The sequence below is a fragment of the Rosenbergiella australiborealis genome (assembly GCF_018494035.1).
Lineage (GTDB): Bacteria > Pseudomonadota > Gammaproteobacteria > Enterobacterales > Enterobacteriaceae > Rosenbergiella > Rosenbergiella australiborealis.
In genome coordinates, this window is sequence record NZ_JABBFO010000014.1 from 26,588 (window position 1) to 42,915 (window position 16,328).

A 16,328-nucleotide genomic window follows, 5' to 3' on the forward strand; every position below is an offset into this window, starting at 1 on the left:
TATACTTAGTAACATTAATTAATCAGATAGTATTCTTAATTGATACATTTTTGTAACTCACGGGCATAAATAAAGCGTGTATTGCGCGGTTTACTCCCTTGTTACGGCTATGTGCAACCGAAGAGAGCGAGCATGATGAGTAAACCGCAACATGATGGCCAGCAAACCGACTACGCATTTTTTTTCGATATCGATGGTACTCTCGCACCCCTTCAAGATATGCCTGACGCTGTGCAAATTCCCGCGACGGTCATTGAACAGCTTATCGACCTATCAAAGCTATCCGACGGAGCCGTTGCTTTTGTTTCTGGACGTCCGCTCAATCAAATCGACCACTTAACGCAACCACTGCGTGGCGCTGCGGCAGGGACTCATGGCGCAGAAATTCGTACCCTGGACGGTCAACATCTAGGAGCGAGCGCCGATACACAGCAACTGCGTGCGATTGAACAACAGTTAGCTCTTCATACAGACAGTATGGACGGTGTATGGATTGAGAAAAAGGGGGTTGCCTTTGCCGTGCATTATCGACAAGCCCCAACGGCACAACAGGTATTGCATCAAATCGTACAACGTATTGTTGATGGCTATCCCGCATTTACGGTGCAAGCAGGAAAATGCGTATGGGAAATTAAACCGCGAGGCTACGACAAAGGTAAAGCAATCAATTATTTAATGATGACTCCCCCCTTTATTGGACGTATTCCCGTTTTTATTGGCGATGATGTCACCGATGAAGCGGGCTTCCATATCGTCAATCAGCAACAAGGTATCTCGATCAAGATTGGAGCAGGTGATAGCGAAGCAACACATCGTTTTGCTGAGGTTGAACAGCTCTACCGCTGGATTGGGAACTTACTGAACAATAAGATAACGCTACAGACAATGAGGAGTGTATAGCATGGGAAGATTAGTGGTTGTTTCCAACCGTATCGCACTCCCTGACCACAGTAAAAACGGTGCAGGTGGTTTAGCCGTTGGGTTGCTGGATGCTCTACAAGAGCAGGGAGGATTATGGTTTGGTTGGAATGGCGAAATCAGGGAAATAACGGGTGAGGATGAGCCGTTATACACCGAGCAAGATAAGAATATTACCTATGCAGCCTGTTCACTGACACAAAATGACTATGATTTATATTACAGTCAATTTTCTAACACGGTCATCTGGCCTGCTTTTCATTATCGCCTAGACTTGGTCGAGTATCAGCGTGAGGCCTGGGAAGGCTATCTACGCGTTAATCAGATGCTGGCAGAAAAACTTTATCCGTTATTGCAACATAACGATGTCATTTGGGTTCATGATTACCATTTATTACCCTTTGCGGCGGCGTTACGTTTGCATCAGGTGAAACAACCGCTGGGGTTTTTCCTGCATATTCCTTTTCCCGCGCCAGAAGTCTTAATGGCACTGCCTGATTACCAAGAAATTTTACGCCTTATGACGGCCTATGATTTACTCGGCTTTCAAACCGAGCGGGATGCACAAGCCTTCCTCTCCGCGATTACTCAAGAAACGGATGTGGTTACAGTCGAAAAAGGTATTTATCAAGCTTATGGTAATACGTTTCATCTACACGATTATCCGATTGGGGTCGATCCTGATAGTATCAGCAAATTAGCACAAGGCCCGTTACCTCCGAAGATGCAAGCGATCCGTAAGGAGCTGGGCGATGCAAAAAACATTATCGCCTGTGAACGTCTCGATTATTCAAAGGGCATCCCTGAGCGTTTTTTGGCCTATGAAAGTTTCCTAGAGAAATACCCTGAACAGCGTGGAAATATTCGTTATACCCAAATTGCCCCGACCTCACGTGGGGAAGTACAAGCCTATCAAGCGATTCGCCATCAGCTAGAAACGGAAACCGGAAGGATCAATGGTAAATATGGTACGATGAGCTGGACCCCGCTTTATTACCTTAACCAGCATTTTGATCGTCGTTTACTGATGAAGATCTTCCGTCTTACGGACATTGCCTTAATCACACCTTTACGCGATGGGATGAACCTTGTCGCTAAAGAGTATCTTGCGGCTCAAGACCCGGCCGATCCAGGTGTTTTAATTCTATCTAAATTTGCTGGGGCGGCTTGCGAGCTCACCGAGGCGCTACTGGTCAATCCTTATGATCGTGATGAAGTCGCCCGGGCAATCTACCAAGCGATAACGATGAGTCAATCGGAACGCGTAGATCGACACGCTAAAATGATGGCGATTTTGCAGCATCAGACGATCACTCGCTGGCGCGAGACGTTTCTTGATGACCTGTATCAAATTTTGGAATAAGGGAATCGCTGTGGAAAATATTTTCCTATCACTAAGCTGATAGGAAAATACATTAATAACAATGTAAAATTCTTAATAAGCTTTATCAAATATTCTGATTTTTGATCATTTTTACTTTATAGTTTTTAAGGTAAGTATTTTTCTGCCTATTTTTCTCCCAGTCGTATTGAACGAATTGTATCCTTAATGGGCTAAATATAGCCAAAAAAATAGTGTATTTAGCGATATTAAATATTTGTAATAAGCAAATTTATTTTTTTTTGATCTAAAAATAGCCAAGTACATATTTAATTATATTGAAGATGTTTTTATATTAAGCATGGTTAATATTTAGTTATATTTCACTGAATGTTTTAGTTTTTAATGCTGTTATGAAAAAATTGTTTTTATAAAAAACTTCATTGAGGTATTTGTCATATGATCTAAATCAATATGAAATAGGAATAGGTAAAATTTCATATTGTTAAATCATTAATAACAATGTAAGTTCTAATTATATTATGAGTAATAGTCAGTTAATTTTTATGCAATTACTCTTTGTAGTGATGGAGTAATCAAGACCATTGGAGGTTAGTGTGGATAATTTAGATATTGTAAAACAAATATATGGAATTAATTTATCATATCTTCTTCTCGCTCAACGGATGCTGAGTGAAGATAAATACGCTGCATTTTATCGATTAGGTATCGATGAAGATCTAGCGGAAAAAATAATGGGATTAAACCTCCACGAATTAGTGAAACTATCAGAAACCAATCAGCTTATATGTAAGTTACGCTTTGAACAAACTGCTATTATCGAGACATTGACGCAAGATTCCCGTGTTGATGATCTTCAACAAATTCATACCGGAATCGTGTTAGCGACGCATTTATTACAATCAAGAACCAACAATAAACGTATTCGATAATAGCGGAAAAGTGATGAAAGAAAAAAGTGTATTGCGGGAAGGGCAGGATATTCGTGTTGCGATGGATCTTATTCGTTTAGGGGCTAGACTACAGTTACTCGAAAATGAAACCGTGTTAAGCAGAGGTCGTTTAATACGCTTATATAAGGAGATTAAGGGGTGTCCCCCCCCGAAAGGAATGTTACCCTTTTCAACGGATTGGTTTATGACTTGGGAGCATAATATTCATGCGACGGTATTTTTCCATGCATGGAAATTTCTCAGAAAGACTACAGATAAAACGGATGTGGAATGTCTAATTCTTGCCTACCGCTTGTACTTGGAGCAGTGTCCAGCCACTGAGCAAGATGATGAACCATTACTAGGTTTAACACGTGCATGGACATTAATCCGCTTTGCCGAAAGTGGAATGATTGAGCTATCAACCTGCCGCCTCTGTCAGGGGCAATTTATTAATCATGCTCACCAACCTAAAGGTAGTTTTGTTTGTAGTTTATGCCAGCCCCCCTCTCGCGCAATAAAAAAGCGTAAACTTTGCTATTCAATGGCCGATAAAGAAGAGGAAGAGAATAAAGGGTTACTCTATGGGGCATTATAACGTATTTTATTGATTATACACTTCCATAATATACCTTTCAGTAACTCCTTTATTTAAAAACCCAGGGATATACCTTGTTAGGGAGTGACTGTGTTTATAATAATTGGCTATATTATAGTAACTGCATCGATTCTCGGTGGCTACGCAATGGTTGGTGGTCATCTGGGGGCTTTATACCAACCTTCAGAACTGGTTATTATTGGTGGTGCGGGAGTCGGTGCTTTATTTGTGGGTAATAACGGTAAAGCTCTAAAGAAAACATTAAAATCCTTACCGACTTTATTTCGCGGCTCTAATTATACAAAGCAACATTACCTCTCACTAATGAGTTTACTTTTCAATATTATGTCTAAATCAAGGCAGCAAGGAATGCTGTCAATAGAAAAAGATATTGAAAGCCCCGAGGAGAGTGAACTCTTTAACCAATATCCCAAACTTATTGCCGATGTTTTGCTGATGCATTTCCTCACTGACTATTTGCGCCTAATGATTAGCGGAAATATGAGTGCATTAGAAATAGAGTCACTGATGGATGAAGAGATTGAAACTTATGAGCATGAAAGTGATGTTCCTGCACAGAGTATTGCCGCTGTAGGTGATGCATTGCCTGCCTTTGGTATTGTTGCCGCGGTCATGGGGGTGGTTCATGCACTCGCCTCCGCCGACCGGCCTCCTGCTGAACTGGGTGAGTTAATTGCCCATGCAATGGTCGGTACATTCTTGGGAATTCTCCTGTCATACGGTTTTGTCTCGCCATTAGCAACAGTATTACGGCAAAAGTCAGCAGAAAAAATCAAAATGTTACAGTGCATCAAGGTCACCTTATTGGCGAACTTACATGGCTATGCACCTCAGGTTGCGGTGGAATTCGGCCGTAAAGTGCTCTACACCTCAGAACGTCCGGCCTTTACCGAGCTTGAAGATTTTGTACGCAATAATAAACCGGGAGCACGTACCTCGGAAGGTGGTGAAGAGTGAAGGAGACTAAACCACCGATTATCGTTATTAAAAAGAAAAAGAAACATGGTCGCCATGAGAGTCATGGTGCTTGGAAAATTGCTTACGCAGACTTTATGACTGCAATGATGGCTTTCTTTATGGTGATGTGGCTGATTTCCATTGCTGATCCGCAGAAATTGGAATCGTTAGCGGAATATTTTCGTATGCCTCTGCACGTAGCCATGTCTCCCGGTAAGTATCAGAGTGATGCGACGAATATCATCCCCGGTGGAGAAGCGGGTCATGATACGCAATCGATACAGAGTATTCCTCAACCTACTGCTCGGGAGAAGGAAAAAGAACGTGATCGTCAGGCATTACAAAGGCTTAAAAATAAAATTGAAAATATTTTGAGCACAGACCCGCGCCTTAAAGCATTACGCTCTCAACTCTTTATCACGATGATTGAGCGTGGTTTACGTATACAAATTGTGGACAGCCATCAACGACCGATGTTTCTCAAGGGCAGTGCAAAAATTGAGCCCTATATGATGGATATTTTACATGCTTTAGCGCCGATTTTTAATGATGTTCCAAACAAAATCAGTATTGCTGGCCACACCGACGATTCGCCATATCTGATGGGCGATCGCGGATTTAGTAATTGGGAACTCTCCACGCAACGTGCAAATTCATCACGACGTGAGTTAGTGAGAGCCGGTCTGACTGAACGTAAAGTGATCCGTATTATTGGGATGTCAGACACGATGAATGTGAAAGGGCTGAAAGCCGATGCACCGGAAAATCGCCGTATTAGTGTCTTAATTTTAACCAAAGAGGCACAAAGCGATATTGAGAAAGAGAATGATCAAGGTCAGGCACTGACGATCTCTGCAGCTGACGATCTTGTACAAGCGATTACACCTCATGGAAAAGTGGTAGAAGAAAGTCATCACGTATCAACACAGGAGAAAAAATAAACAATGGATATTGCTGATTTTTATCAAACCTTTTTTGATGAGGCGGATGAGTTATTGGCTGATATGGAACAGCATTTGCTGGCGCTTGATCCGGCAACGCCTGATCCTGAGCAACTGAATGCGATATTTCGTGCCGCGCATTCGATTAAGGGAGGAGCAGGAACCTTTGGTTTCACCATTTTACAAGAAACCACGCATATATTGGAAAACATTCTCGATAATGCGCGTAAAGGTGAATTGCAATTAAACAGCCAGCTTATTGATCTCTTTCTGGAAACCAAAGATATCATGCAAGAACAACTCAATGCTTATAAACAGTCAGAACAACCCGATGAGGAGACTTTTCAACGCATCTGTGAGCAATTACGAAAAATTGCCTTGAGCGAGCAGAACCACCCGGTTCAGCCTAAGAGTGAACCTAGAGTTAAACCTGAGGGACAGGCAGAAAATAGCGAATCATTACGCATAAAACTATCGCAGTTAAAACCTAATGAAGGTGAATTGTTACTTCAAGAGATCAACCACCTTGGCACGATGACGTTACTCGAGCAGGATAGTCAAACTATTGAGCTCATTGTTCAAGGTGTTAGTCGCGAGGCATTAACTGCGGTACTTTGTTTTATCATTAATGAAGACCAAATCCATTTTCTTGAGAGCGAAACACCCGCACCATCGCAGGAAGCACCGCATAGTCCTGATGTTCGCGCTCCCACGCCTAGTGTACAACAAAATAGTAAACCGCCTGCTCCAACCAATAAAGCGCCCGATGCTGGCAGTATTCGTGTTGCAGTTGAAAAAGTCGATCAACTGATCAACTTGGTGGGGGAACTGGTGATTAGTCAGTCAATGCTCTTGCAACAGGTATCAGAGTTAGACCCTACCACTCACAGTGCGTTATGGAATACGGTTAATCAACTTGAGCGTAATGCTCGAGATTTACAAGAGTCGGTAATGTCGATACGAATGATGCCGATGGAATATGTGTTCAGTCGTTTCCCTCGCTTGGTCCGTGATCTCGCGGCTAAGTTAGGGAAAAAAGTGGCGCTTACCCTACAGGGGGGATCGACAGAGTTAGATAAGAGCTTAATCGAACGTATTATCGATCCATTGACTCACTTAGTCCGTAATAGTTTAGATCACGGCGTAGAGTCAGAAGAACAACGCCGCGTAGCAGGGAAATCGGCTGAGGGTAATCTGATCTTGTCGGCTGAGCACCGTGGTGGGAGTATCTGCATTGAAGTCGCTGATGATGGTGCGGGGTTAAATTTAGACAAAATTTATCAAAAAGCACTGAGTTCGGGAATTCCGGTACAGGAGTCAATGAGCCCGGAAGAGATTGCACAACTTATCTTCGCTCCGGGGTTTTCTACTGCCGAAAAAGTGACGGATGTATCAGGTCGCGGAGTTGGGATGGATGTGGTGAAGCGTAATATCCAAGATATGGGCGGTCACGTTGAAATTGCAACCGAATCAGGAAAAGGAACGACGATTCGGATTCTACTGCCACTGACGTTAGCGATTTTAGATGGCATGTCAGTCAGGAGTGGGCATGAGGTATTTATTGTTCCGGTCAACGCCGTTATTGAATCATTACAACCTCGCAAGGGCGATTTAAAATATCTCGCCGGCGGAGAGCGAGTTTTAGAAGTGAGGGGAGAATACCTCCCCCTTATTTCTTTAGCCAAAATATTTGATATTACCGCGGCCCATGAAGATCCTACTGAAGGGATCATTATTATTTTACAAAATGCGGGTAAACGCTTTGCATTATTAGTCGATTATCTGATGGGGCAACATCAAGTCGTTGTTAAAAATTTGGAAAGTAATTATCGCCGTGTACAAGGTATTTCAGCGGCGACAATTATGGGCGATGGTAGCGTTGCCTTTATTATTGATATTCCAGTATTACAAGCCATTAATCGCGAAAAAATTTCATTACAGAATGAGAGCGAATAGTTAAGGATAGCTATGGAAAATAAAAATGAAGAAGGACAAAACCAAGAATATCTTATTTTTACGTTGGGGAAAGAAGAGTATGGAATTGATATATTAAAAGTTCAGGAAATTAGAGGCTATGATCACGTTACACGCATAGCGAACACACCTAAATTTATTAAAGGTGTCACAAACTTACGAGGAGTCATTGTACCGATTATTGATCTCCGGATTAAGTTTGCGCAAAAAAACGTCGATTATAATGATAATACTGTAGTTATAGTGCTGAACTTGGCTGAGCGGGTAGTGGGAATAGTGGTGGATGGTGTCTCGGATGTTTTAGCCTTATCGCCTGAAGATATCCGTGCGGCGCCTGAGTTTAGTGTTACGCTTTCCACCGAGTACCTAACTGGATTAGGGGCGTATGGCGAAAGGATGATTATTCTTGTTGATATTCATAAATTATTAAATAGTGAAGAGATGGCATTGGTCGATCGGCTTCATACGCAGTAAAAATATTCTCTGTAACGATTATTGAAGAAAAGGACGAAATTACCGATAAGGTAATTATAAAAAGGACGATAGGGGACCTATGTTGCGTAAACTAAAAGTTGTTACCAGTTTATTATTAATTCTTTCCATTATGGGCGTGATACAAATTATTAGTAGTACGCTATTTTTACAAATGTCAAAGGATAACCAAGCGATATTTTCGCAGAATCAAAAGTTGAGAATTCAACAGCAAAGTATATCTGATGCGACCTCTTATTTGTTAGAGGCAAGATCCAATATTAACTTTGGTATGATTTACAGTTTACAACGATCCAAGGATGTCGGTTTTGAAGAGAGGATAGGAAAGTTTTTAAATAGCGCGGAAGGTAATCTCCAACAGGCGGATGAAGAATATAAAACGTTTTGGAATACGTTCACTGATAAAGAAAAAGAAGACACTAAACTCGATGCAATGGCTCGTGCATTTATTGATTACCGTAATGGACTTAACACCCTCTTGGAATTATTACGAAAAGGGAAAGTGAATGAATTCATGACCACTCCCGTTATGGATAAACAGCGGGTTTTTGATACCAAGATGGATCAGTGGTACGAACGCAATGAAAAGCAGGTAGAAATTGGTATTGATAATAGTCGTGAACAGTATGAACACGCCTTAATCTTAACCGGCGTCTTTATCCTCATTACCTTATTCGTGATTTTCTTAGCATGGGTAGGTATTCATCGTATCTTACTCAAACCACTGCATGCTTGTATTCACCATATTCAAAATGTTGCCCGCGGTGATTTAACGCAGTCGATTGAGATAATAAGTAAAAATGAGATGGGTGAACTGTTAACCACAGTGCAGCATATGCAGGATGAATTAAAGCATACCGTCGGATTGGTCCGTGATAGTTCAGAATCCATTTTCAGTGGCGCCAGTGAAATTGCTAACGGAAGTAATGACTTATCAGCACGTACCGAGCAGCAAGCTGCATCGCTCGAAGAAACCGCTTCCAGTATGGAACAGCTTACGGCGACGGTAAAACAAAACGCCGAGAATGCTCGACAAGCCTCACAGTTGGCGCTGAATGCTTCTGAGACGGCTCGGCATGGCGGTAATGTTGTCGATAATGTTGTCACGACGATGAAAGATATCGCCGATAGTTCAAAGAAAATCTCTGACATCACAAGTGTCATTGATGGTATTGCTTTTCAAACCAATATTCTTGCATTAAATGCTGCGGTAGAAGCGGCGCGTGCTGGTGAGCAAGGCAGAGGCTTTGCGGTGGTGGCTGGAGAGGTACGTAATCTCGCCCAACGCAGTGCCCAAGCAGCGAAAGAAATTAAAATTTTGATTGAAGACTCGGTGAACCGTATCGATTCGGGATCACAGCTGGTGGAGAATGCAGGAGTGACGATGGGCGAGATTGTTAATGCGGTCACCCGAGTGACTGACATTATGGGCGAAATCGCCTCCGCCTCCGAAGAACAAAGTCGGGGTATTGATCTGGTCAGTACAGCGGTAACCGAAATGGATCAAGTTACTCAGCAAAATGCGACATTAGTGGAAGAATCTGCCACTGCAGCAGCTGCTTTAGAAGAACAAGCGGGTCTACTCAAACAAGCAGTGGCGGTGTTTCAAGTTGGCCATCACTCGGTTTCCAAGTCATTGGCGCCGGTGAGTAAGAAACATCCACTGCCTTCTGCTAATACGGTGAGTGCGGGACAGATGACCAATAGTAACGATTGGGAAACCTTTTAATTTACCATTTTGATCGGGTAGGGTCTGACGTGAAGGCCTTACCCGAATGAGCAGAGAAAGCGAAGGGATTATGCAGAAACAACCCCCTATTATGGCCTCAACTCGCCCTGCGGCACAGAGTGGACGTTATGAGTTATCGGCGCAAGATTTCCAAAAAATAGCGACGTTGATTTACCAACGGGCAGGAATAGTGCTGGCGGCACATAAACAAGAGATGGTGTATAACCGTTTATTGAGAAGAGTCAGAGCCTGTGATTTTACCAATTTTAGCCAATACATTCAGTTTTTAGAAAAACATCCACAAAGTGATGAGTGGCAACAATTTACCAATGCACTGACCACCAACTTGACGGCTTTTTTTCGCGAAGCCCACCATTTTCCGATTTTAGCGGAGCATGCACGGTCTCATAAGGGGTGTTATACCCTGTGGTGTTGCGCCGCCTCTACCGGTGAAGAACCCTGGTCACTAGCGATAACCTTAGCGGAAACGCTAGGGCTTGCGCCGGGACGATTTAAAATTTTTGCCAGCGATATCGATACGCAAGTTTTGGAGAAGGGTAAACAAGGGATTTACCCTCAAGAAGCGCTCTCTATGCTCACCCCTGAACAGTTACAGCGTTATTTTTTTAAAGGGACAGGTAACCATAGCGGCTTAGTGAGGGTCAGGCCTGAACTTGCTGCCACGGTAGACTTTTATCCGCTTAATTTACTCGCTCAGGACTGGCAATTAAAAGAGAAGGTCGATGCGATATTTTGTCGTAATGTAATGATTTATTTCGATAAAAAAACACAACAAACCTTACTGCATCGTATGGTTAATGTGCTGCAGCCTGATGGATTATTGTTTGCCGGTCATTCAGAAAATCTAAGCCAATTAAGTACCGATTATTCACTGTTAGGCCAGACTGTCTACCGACTTGCTGAGAGGAAAAAATGAGTAAAATAAGTGTGCTGTGTGTGGATGACTCCGCACTAATCCGCCAACTGATGACGGAAATCGTCAATAGCCAAAAAGATATGTATATGGTGGCCACTGCACCGGATCCTATAGTCGCCCGTGAGCTCATTAAACATTATGATCCCACCGTACTGACGTTAGATATTGAAATGCCGAAGATGGATGGGCTCGACTTTCTTGAGAAGTTGATGCGATTACGGCCGATGCCAGTAGTGATGGTCTCTTCGTTAACGGAGCGAGGTTCAGAGGTGACATTGCGGGCCTTAGAACTGGGGGCCGTTGATTTTGTAACGAAACCACAAATGGGCATTCGCGAGGGTATTTTACAATACAGTGAACTGATCTGTGAAAAAATACGCTCGGCGGCACAAGCGCGGCTGCCTAACCCAAATAGCCGTACCCAAGTGAGGCCAGTATCACTTAAGACGTTAATCGGTAGTGAAAAAGTGATGGCTATCGGCGCTTCGACGGGTGGTACTGAGGCTATACGACAAGTGCTTGAACCCTTACCCCCCGCTTGCCCAGCGGTACTGATTACCCAACATATGCCTGCAGGGTTTACCCGTTCTTTTGCAGAACGACTCAATCGTATTTGCCAAATTACGGTGAAAGAGGGTGAACAGGGGGAGCGAGTCCTACCGGGACACGCTTACATTGCGCCGGGCGATATGCATATGGAACTCACTCGCTCTGGGGCTAATTACCAAATACGGCTGCTGGATACGCCCCCCGTCAATCGTCATCGCCCGGCGGTCGATGTGCTTTTTCATTCAGTCGCTGCATGCGCCGGGCGCAATGCGGTTGGGGTATTGCTGACCGGAATGGGTAACGATGGTGCTGTTGGATTATTAGAAATGAAAAAAGCAGGGAGTTGGACTATTGCTCAAAATGAGGCCAGTTGTGTGGTGTACGGCATGCCTCGTGAAGCCGTATTGCTCAATGCGGTTTGTGAAGTAATACCTCTTGATGAGATCAGTCAACACATGGTCAGTCGTTTGGCCTCGGGGCAAGCTATACGCATTTAAGCGTTAAGAGCTCATTAATCAGAATAAGGAAATCATTATGGCGGATAAGGCACTCCATTTTTTAGTGGTCGACGATTTTACAACCATGCGGCGTATTGTACGTAACTTATTAAAAGAATTAGGTTTTACCAATGTGGATGAGGCCGAAGATGGTCAAGAAGCATTGAACAAATTGCAAGCAGCTCATTTCGATTTTGTCATATCAGATTGGAATATGCCGAATATGGACGGTTTGACCTTGTTAAAAACGCTTCGTGCCGAGGAAAAATTTGCCAATTTACCGGTGCTAATGGTGACGGCTGAGGCAAAGAAGGAGAACATTATTGCGGCAGCGCAAGCGGGAGCGAGTGGGTATGTAGTGAAACCTTTTACTGCGGCAATATTGGAAGAAAAACTGAATAAAATCTTTGAAAAATACGGAATGTAAGGAGTTGCTATGAACCATCCCTTACCGCCGAGTGATCATGATCCTATGTCAGATATTATTGTTCGTTTAGGATCGCTGACGCGTATGTTACGCGATAGTCTGCATGAGTTAGGGCTTGAGCAAGCGATTGCCGATGCGGCGGAGGCAATCCCCGATGCAAGAGGCCGATTGACCTATGTTGTGGATATGACCACACAGGCTGCGAATCGGGTACTGACGTGTGTTGAACAGGCACAACCGGAACAAGAGCAGCTAGCACAACAAGCAGAAGCCTTACAACAGCGTTGGGACCAGTGGTTTGCTGAACCGAAGAGTTTTGATGAGGCTAAAGCGTTGGTCGCGGCAACACGGGAGCATCTCGCGTCAATCCCGTTAATTACTGGTAAAACCAATCAGCTATTGCTTGAAATTATGATGGCTCAGGATTTCCAAGATCTGACCGGGCAAGTGATCAAAAAGATGATGCATGTCGTCGAGCAAATTGAAACGCAGCTATTGATGGTATTGCTGGATAATATTCCTGACAACGCGCGCGTGACGCCGACACAAAAAAATAGTCTATTAAACGGACCACAAATCGACACCACAGCCAGTGGCGTGATTGCGAATCAGTCACAAGTTGATGATTTATTAGATAGTCTTGGTTTTTAGTGATACTCCCCCTCATTATTACTGACTCATATCGCTTCCGTTGTGCTTATTATTAGCCTAATAAGCACCTTTTTTACCGTTGTTTGGCCAATAGCCTGATCATGATTCTGGCATGCTACGGGGAATTATCCGTATAGGAAGCCCCAGTGTCTGAAGAAGATAAAGACGATAAAACCGAAGAACCCAGTAGTCGTCGTATTGAAAAAGCGCGCGAAGAAGGTGATATTCCCCGCTCACGCGAATTAACGTCATTGCTGCTACTCTCAGCAGGGCTACCCGCATTAATACTCAGCCTACCGGCAAGCTGGCAAGGTTTACTGCGTATTGTCCATGAGAGCTGGCAATTTGATCTTGAGCAGGTTAATGCTTATCAATGGGGCGCTTCCAGCGTTGAAATGATCCCGTTCAGCCTGAAGCTCTTTCTCCCTCTTGGGGTCGGTTTATGGGGTGTTTCGGTCATTGCATACCTTATTATTGGCGGTATAAACCTCAGTTCTCGTGCGTTACAAGTGAAGTTTTCACGACTCAATCCCTTAAGTGGGATGAAAAAATTTTACAGCGCACAAACGGTGGCCGAGTTAGTCAAATCCTTACTGAAGGCCTGCATCGTTATTACGATAGTCCTCAGCGTGTTAGCGCGACAACAATCTGAAATACTTGGCTTGCTTCATCAACCTCTAGCGTCTGCGTTAGTGCAAGGATCCCATCAGTTACTCTTACTTTGGCTATGGATCCTTATTGGGATGATCCCAATGGTTGCGTTCGATGTTTTCTGGCAACTGTACGCCTATCACAAAAAATTACGGATGACACGCCAAGAGATCCGCGACGAACATAAACAACAAGAAGGGGACCCGCATTTGAAAGGACGTATTCGTCAGCAAATGCGCGCGACGGCGAGACAACGGATGATGGCTAATGTCCCGACTGCCGATGTTATTCTCACTAACCCGACACATTTTGCTGTTGCACTGCTCTACCAAGAGGGAAAAATGCACGCGCCGCAAGTGGTTGCAAAAGGGCGCGGACAGATAGCGCTAAAAATTCGTGAAATGGCAGGTGAACATCGTATTCCTACTCTTGAAGCACCCCCGTTAGCCCGTGCGCTATGGCGTCATACCGAAGTCGGTGACCCCATACCCGGCCCACTCTATACCGCTGTGGCAGAAGTATTAGCTTGGGTTTGGCAAGTGCGCCGTTGGCGACAAGTTGGTGGACAAAAACCGCCAATTCCACTTGAACTTCCGATTCCCGCTGAGATGATTGTTGACTTAGAGAAAAATGAACATGAATAAGTTATATGCGCGTTTACGCCTGCCTATGCATTGGAATGATGTTGAGTGGCAAATTTTAGTCGGGCCTATTTTAATCTTGCTGATCCTAGCAATGATGGTTTTACCCTTACCCGCTTTACTTCTCGATCTGTTTTTTACGTTTAATATTGCCTTGTCAATTATGGTCTTGCTGGTGGCGATGTTTACGCGAAAAACCTTAGAGTTTGCCGCTTTTCCCACAATTTTACTGTTTGCGACCTTATTACGTTTAGCCCTGAATATTGCATCCACCCGGATTATTTTGCTTGAGGGCCATATGGGTGAAGCTGCGGCAGGCAAAGTGATTGAAGCCTTTGGTCACTTTTTAGTGGGTGGGAATTTTGCAATTGGCGTGGTGGTTTTTATTATTCTGATTGTTATCAACTTTATGGTTATCACCAAGGGAGCGGGCCGGATTGCAGAGGTGGGTGCGCGCTTTGTTTTAGATGGGATGCCTGGAAAGCAGATGGCGATCGATGCGGATCTTAATGCCGGTATTATTGGAGAGGAACAAGCCAAACAACGCCGCCAAGAGGTAACACAAGAAGCTGATTTTTATGGGTCAATGGATGGGGCCAGTAAGTTTGTCCGCGGAGATGCTATGGCGGGCATTATCATCATGGTGATTAATATTGTTGGAGGCTTGCTGGTCGGTATTTTGCAACATGACCTTTCCGCTAGCCAAGCAGCAGAAACTTATACATTGTTGACCATTGGCGATGGGTTAGTCGCACAAATTCCAGCATTAGTGATTTCAACGGCGGCGGGGGTGATCGTCACTCGGGTCAGTAATGACAGTAATGTCAGTGAACAGATGGTCGGCCAACTGTTTAATCGTCCGCAAGTGATGGTCTTAAGTGCTGCCGTATTGGGGTTGCTAGGGTTAGTCCCTGGTATGCCGAATGGTATTTTTTTAGTTTTTACTCTGTTGTTATTAGGGATCGCGTGGTGGTTGCAAGGCGCGGAACAGCGTAAAGGGCCAGATTCTTCAATAGCGATGCCATCACAGTCGTCGCAGCCGATTGAGGCGAGTTGGCAAGATGTGATGATTGAAGATACCTTGGCAATGGAAGTGGGCTATCGATTAATTCCGTTGGTGGATGAACAGCAACAAGGCGAGTTACCGGGACGTATACGGGCAATTAGGAAGAAATTCGCCACCATGATGGGTTTTTTACCGCCGGGAATTCATATTTCGGATAATTTATCGCTCGCCCCCGCCGACTATCGTATTTTGCTTAAGGGAGTCATTATTGGCGACGGTGAGGTCTGGCCCGGAAGATGGTTAGCCATAAACCCCGGCAATGCAACCTCTGAGTTACCCGGGGAACCGACGCGGGACCCTGCTTTTGGATTACCTGCTATTTGGATTGATGGGGCGTTAAAAGAGCAAGCACAAACTCAAGGGTTCACGGTTGTAGAAGCCAGTACGGTCATTGCTACGCACCTTAACCATTTGTTAAACCACCATGCGAGTGAATTATTTGGACGATTAGAAGCACAGCAATTAATCGATCATGTGGCCAAAACATTACCGTCGCTTGTTGAAGGGGTGATTCCTGATCTTTTACCCTTAACGACAGTGCATAAGGTGCTACAAAATTTATTGTGTGAGCAAGTATCTATTCGCGATATGCGTACTATTTTGGAGACACTGACTGAACATGCCAGCGCCACACAAAGTAGCCTTGAACTCACCACTGTTGTGCGGGTTGCATTGGGTCGAGCCATCACTCAGCAGTGCTTCCAAGAGGATGAGATAATTCAAGTTATTGGGCTCTCTCCCGCATTAGAAGGACTTTTGCACCAAGTGATGCGTAATGGGGGTGGGCTTGAACCGGGTCTTGCCGAACAATTGGTGCAGCAAGCCGGTAGTGCGATTGAGAACCAAGAGGGATTAGGGGTGACGCCAGTGCTTTTAGTTGATGCTGGCTTAAGACTATTATTAGCGCGTTATTTACGTCGCCACTATCGGCAATTAGTGGTGATGTCGACGGTTGAGTTAATGAGCGAAAAACCGATCCGCCAAACCGCGACGCTGGGGGATTAA

Annotated in this window: 15 protein-coding genes; all 15 read left to right on the forward strand. The window is 44.2% G+C overall.

All coding sequences use genetic code 11. From position 1 onward, the window contains the following. The first annotated feature begins 132 nt into the window (after positions 1-132). The 15 genes from otsB (at position 133) to flhA (ending at position 16,328) form a co-directional block, all read left to right on the forward strand. Positions 133-900, forward strand: a complete 768-nt coding sequence (gene otsB, locus HGT73_RS12820; protein WP_214215636.1) for a trehalose-phosphatase — start codon at positions 133-135, stop codon at positions 898-900. A 1-nt stretch (position 901) separates the two neighbouring features. Then, the gene (otsA, locus tag HGT73_RS12825; protein ID WP_214215637.1) at positions 902-2,281 is read left to right on the forward strand and encodes an alpha,alpha-trehalose-phosphate synthase; all 1,380 of its coding nucleotides are present in this window, start codon (positions 902-904) and stop codon (positions 2,279-2,281) included. 575 nt (positions 2,282-2,856) lie between these two features. Continuing rightward, a complete protein-coding gene (flhD, locus tag HGT73_RS12830) occupies positions 2,857-3,192 on the forward strand; it encodes a flagellar transcriptional regulator FlhD (RefSeq protein ID WP_214215638.1) in 336 nt (111 codons plus the stop codon). A 13-nt stretch (positions 3,193-3,205) separates the two neighbouring features. Continuing rightward, the gene (gene flhC, locus HGT73_RS12835; RefSeq protein ID WP_214215639.1) at positions 3,206-3,790 is read left to right on the forward strand and encodes a flagellar transcriptional regulator FlhC; all 585 of its coding nucleotides are present in this window, start codon (positions 3,206-3,208) and stop codon (positions 3,788-3,790) included. Between the two features lie 90 nt (positions 3,791-3,880). Beyond that, positions 3,881-4,768: a flagellar motor stator protein MotA gene (gene motA, locus HGT73_RS12840; RefSeq protein ID WP_214215640.1), complete on the forward strand. Its 888-nt coding sequence runs from the start codon at positions 3,881-3,883 to the stop codon at positions 4,766-4,768. Beyond that, positions 4,765-5,709: a flagellar motor protein MotB gene (motB, locus tag HGT73_RS12845; RefSeq protein WP_214215641.1), complete on the forward strand. Its 945-nt coding sequence runs from the start codon at positions 4,765-4,767 to the stop codon at positions 5,707-5,709. Before motA ends, motB begins: the two co-directional genes overlap by 4 nt. Before the next feature lie 3 nt (positions 5,710-5,712). Then, positions 5,713-7,665 (forward strand): chemotaxis protein CheA, encoded by a 1,953-nt coding sequence (gene cheA / locus HGT73_RS12850; RefSeq protein ID WP_214215642.1) that lies wholly within the window; start codon positions 5,713-5,715, stop codon positions 7,663-7,665. 12 nt (positions 7,666-7,677) lie between these two features. Further along, complete coding sequence (gene cheW, locus HGT73_RS12855; RefSeq protein ID WP_214215644.1) at positions 7,678-8,157, forward strand: chemotaxis protein CheW; 480 nt, start codon at positions 7,678-7,680, stop codon at positions 8,155-8,157. Between the two features lie 79 nt (positions 8,158-8,236). Next, entirely contained in the window at positions 8,237-9,904 is a 1,668-nt protein-coding gene (locus HGT73_RS12860) for a methyl-accepting chemotaxis protein (RefSeq protein WP_214215646.1), read from the forward strand. 91 nt (positions 9,905-9,995) lie between these two features. Next, positions 9,996-10,841 carry a protein-glutamate O-methyltransferase CheR gene (cheR, locus tag HGT73_RS12865; RefSeq protein WP_276516180.1) on the forward strand — a complete coding sequence of 282 codons (846 nt, stop codon included), beginning with the start codon at positions 9,996-9,998 and terminating at the stop codon, positions 10,839-10,841. Further along, entirely contained in the window at positions 10,838-11,887 is a 1,050-nt protein-coding gene (locus tag HGT73_RS12870) for a protein-glutamate methylesterase/protein-glutamine glutaminase (RefSeq protein ID WP_214215647.1), read from the forward strand. The genes cheR and HGT73_RS12870 overlap by 4 nt, the downstream gene beginning before the upstream one ends. A 37-nt stretch (positions 11,888-11,924) precedes the next feature. Further along, the gene (gene cheY, locus HGT73_RS12875) at positions 11,925-12,314 is read left to right on the forward strand and encodes a chemotaxis response regulator CheY (protein ID WP_214215648.1); all 390 of its coding nucleotides are present in this window, start codon (positions 11,925-11,927) and stop codon (positions 12,312-12,314) included. A 9-nt stretch (positions 12,315-12,323) separates the two neighbouring features. After that, positions 12,324-12,965: a protein phosphatase CheZ gene (gene cheZ / locus HGT73_RS12880; RefSeq protein ID WP_214215649.1), complete on the forward strand. Its 642-nt coding sequence runs from the start codon at positions 12,324-12,326 to the stop codon at positions 12,963-12,965. 146 nt (positions 12,966-13,111) lie between these two features. Further along, positions 13,112-14,260: a flagellar biosynthesis protein FlhB gene (gene flhB, locus HGT73_RS12885; protein ID WP_214215650.1), complete on the forward strand. Its 1,149-nt coding sequence runs from the start codon at positions 13,112-13,114 to the stop codon at positions 14,258-14,260. After that, entirely contained in the window at positions 14,253-16,328 is a 2,076-nt protein-coding gene (gene flhA, locus HGT73_RS12890) for a flagellar biosynthesis protein FlhA (RefSeq protein WP_214215651.1), read from the forward strand. The genes flhB and flhA overlap by 8 nt, the downstream gene beginning before the upstream one ends.

Bases quoted from the DNA above. Each gene is read 5' to 3' on its own strand.
- cheA (WP_214215642.1), top strand. From the start codon at position 5,713: ATGGATATTGCTGATTTTTATCAAACCTTTTTTGATGAGGCGGATGAG.
- cheY (WP_214215648.1), top strand. From the start codon at position 11,925: ATGGCGGATAAGGCACTCCATTTTTTAGTGGTCGACGATTTTACAACC.
- flhA (WP_214215651.1), top strand. From the start codon at position 14,253: ATGAATAAGTTATATGCGCGTTTACGCCTGCCTATGCATTGGAATGAT.
- flhC (WP_214215639.1), top strand. From the start codon at position 3,206: ATGAAAGAAAAAAGTGTATTGCGGGAAGGGCAGGATATTCGTGTTGCG.
- otsA (WP_214215637.1), top strand. From the start codon at position 902: ATGGGAAGATTAGTGGTTGTTTCCAACCGTATCGCACTCCCTGACCAC.
- cheZ (WP_214215649.1), top strand. From the start codon at position 12,324: ATGAACCATCCCTTACCGCCGAGTGATCATGATCCTATGTCAGATATT.
- HGT73_RS12870 (WP_214215647.1), top strand. From the start codon at position 10,838: ATGAGTAAAATAAGTGTGCTGTGTGTGGATGACTCCGCACTAATCCGC.
- cheR (WP_276516180.1), top strand. From the start codon at position 9,996: ATGGCCTCAACTCGCCCTGCGGCACAGAGTGGACGTTATGAGTTATCG.
- otsB (WP_214215636.1), top strand. From the start codon at position 133: ATGATGAGTAAACCGCAACATGATGGCCAGCAAACCGACTACGCATTT.
- HGT73_RS12860 (WP_214215646.1), top strand. From the start codon at position 8,237: ATGTTGCGTAAACTAAAAGTTGTTACCAGTTTATTATTAATTCTTTCC.
- cheW (WP_214215644.1), top strand. From the start codon at position 7,678: ATGGAAAATAAAAATGAAGAAGGACAAAACCAAGAATATCTTATTTTT.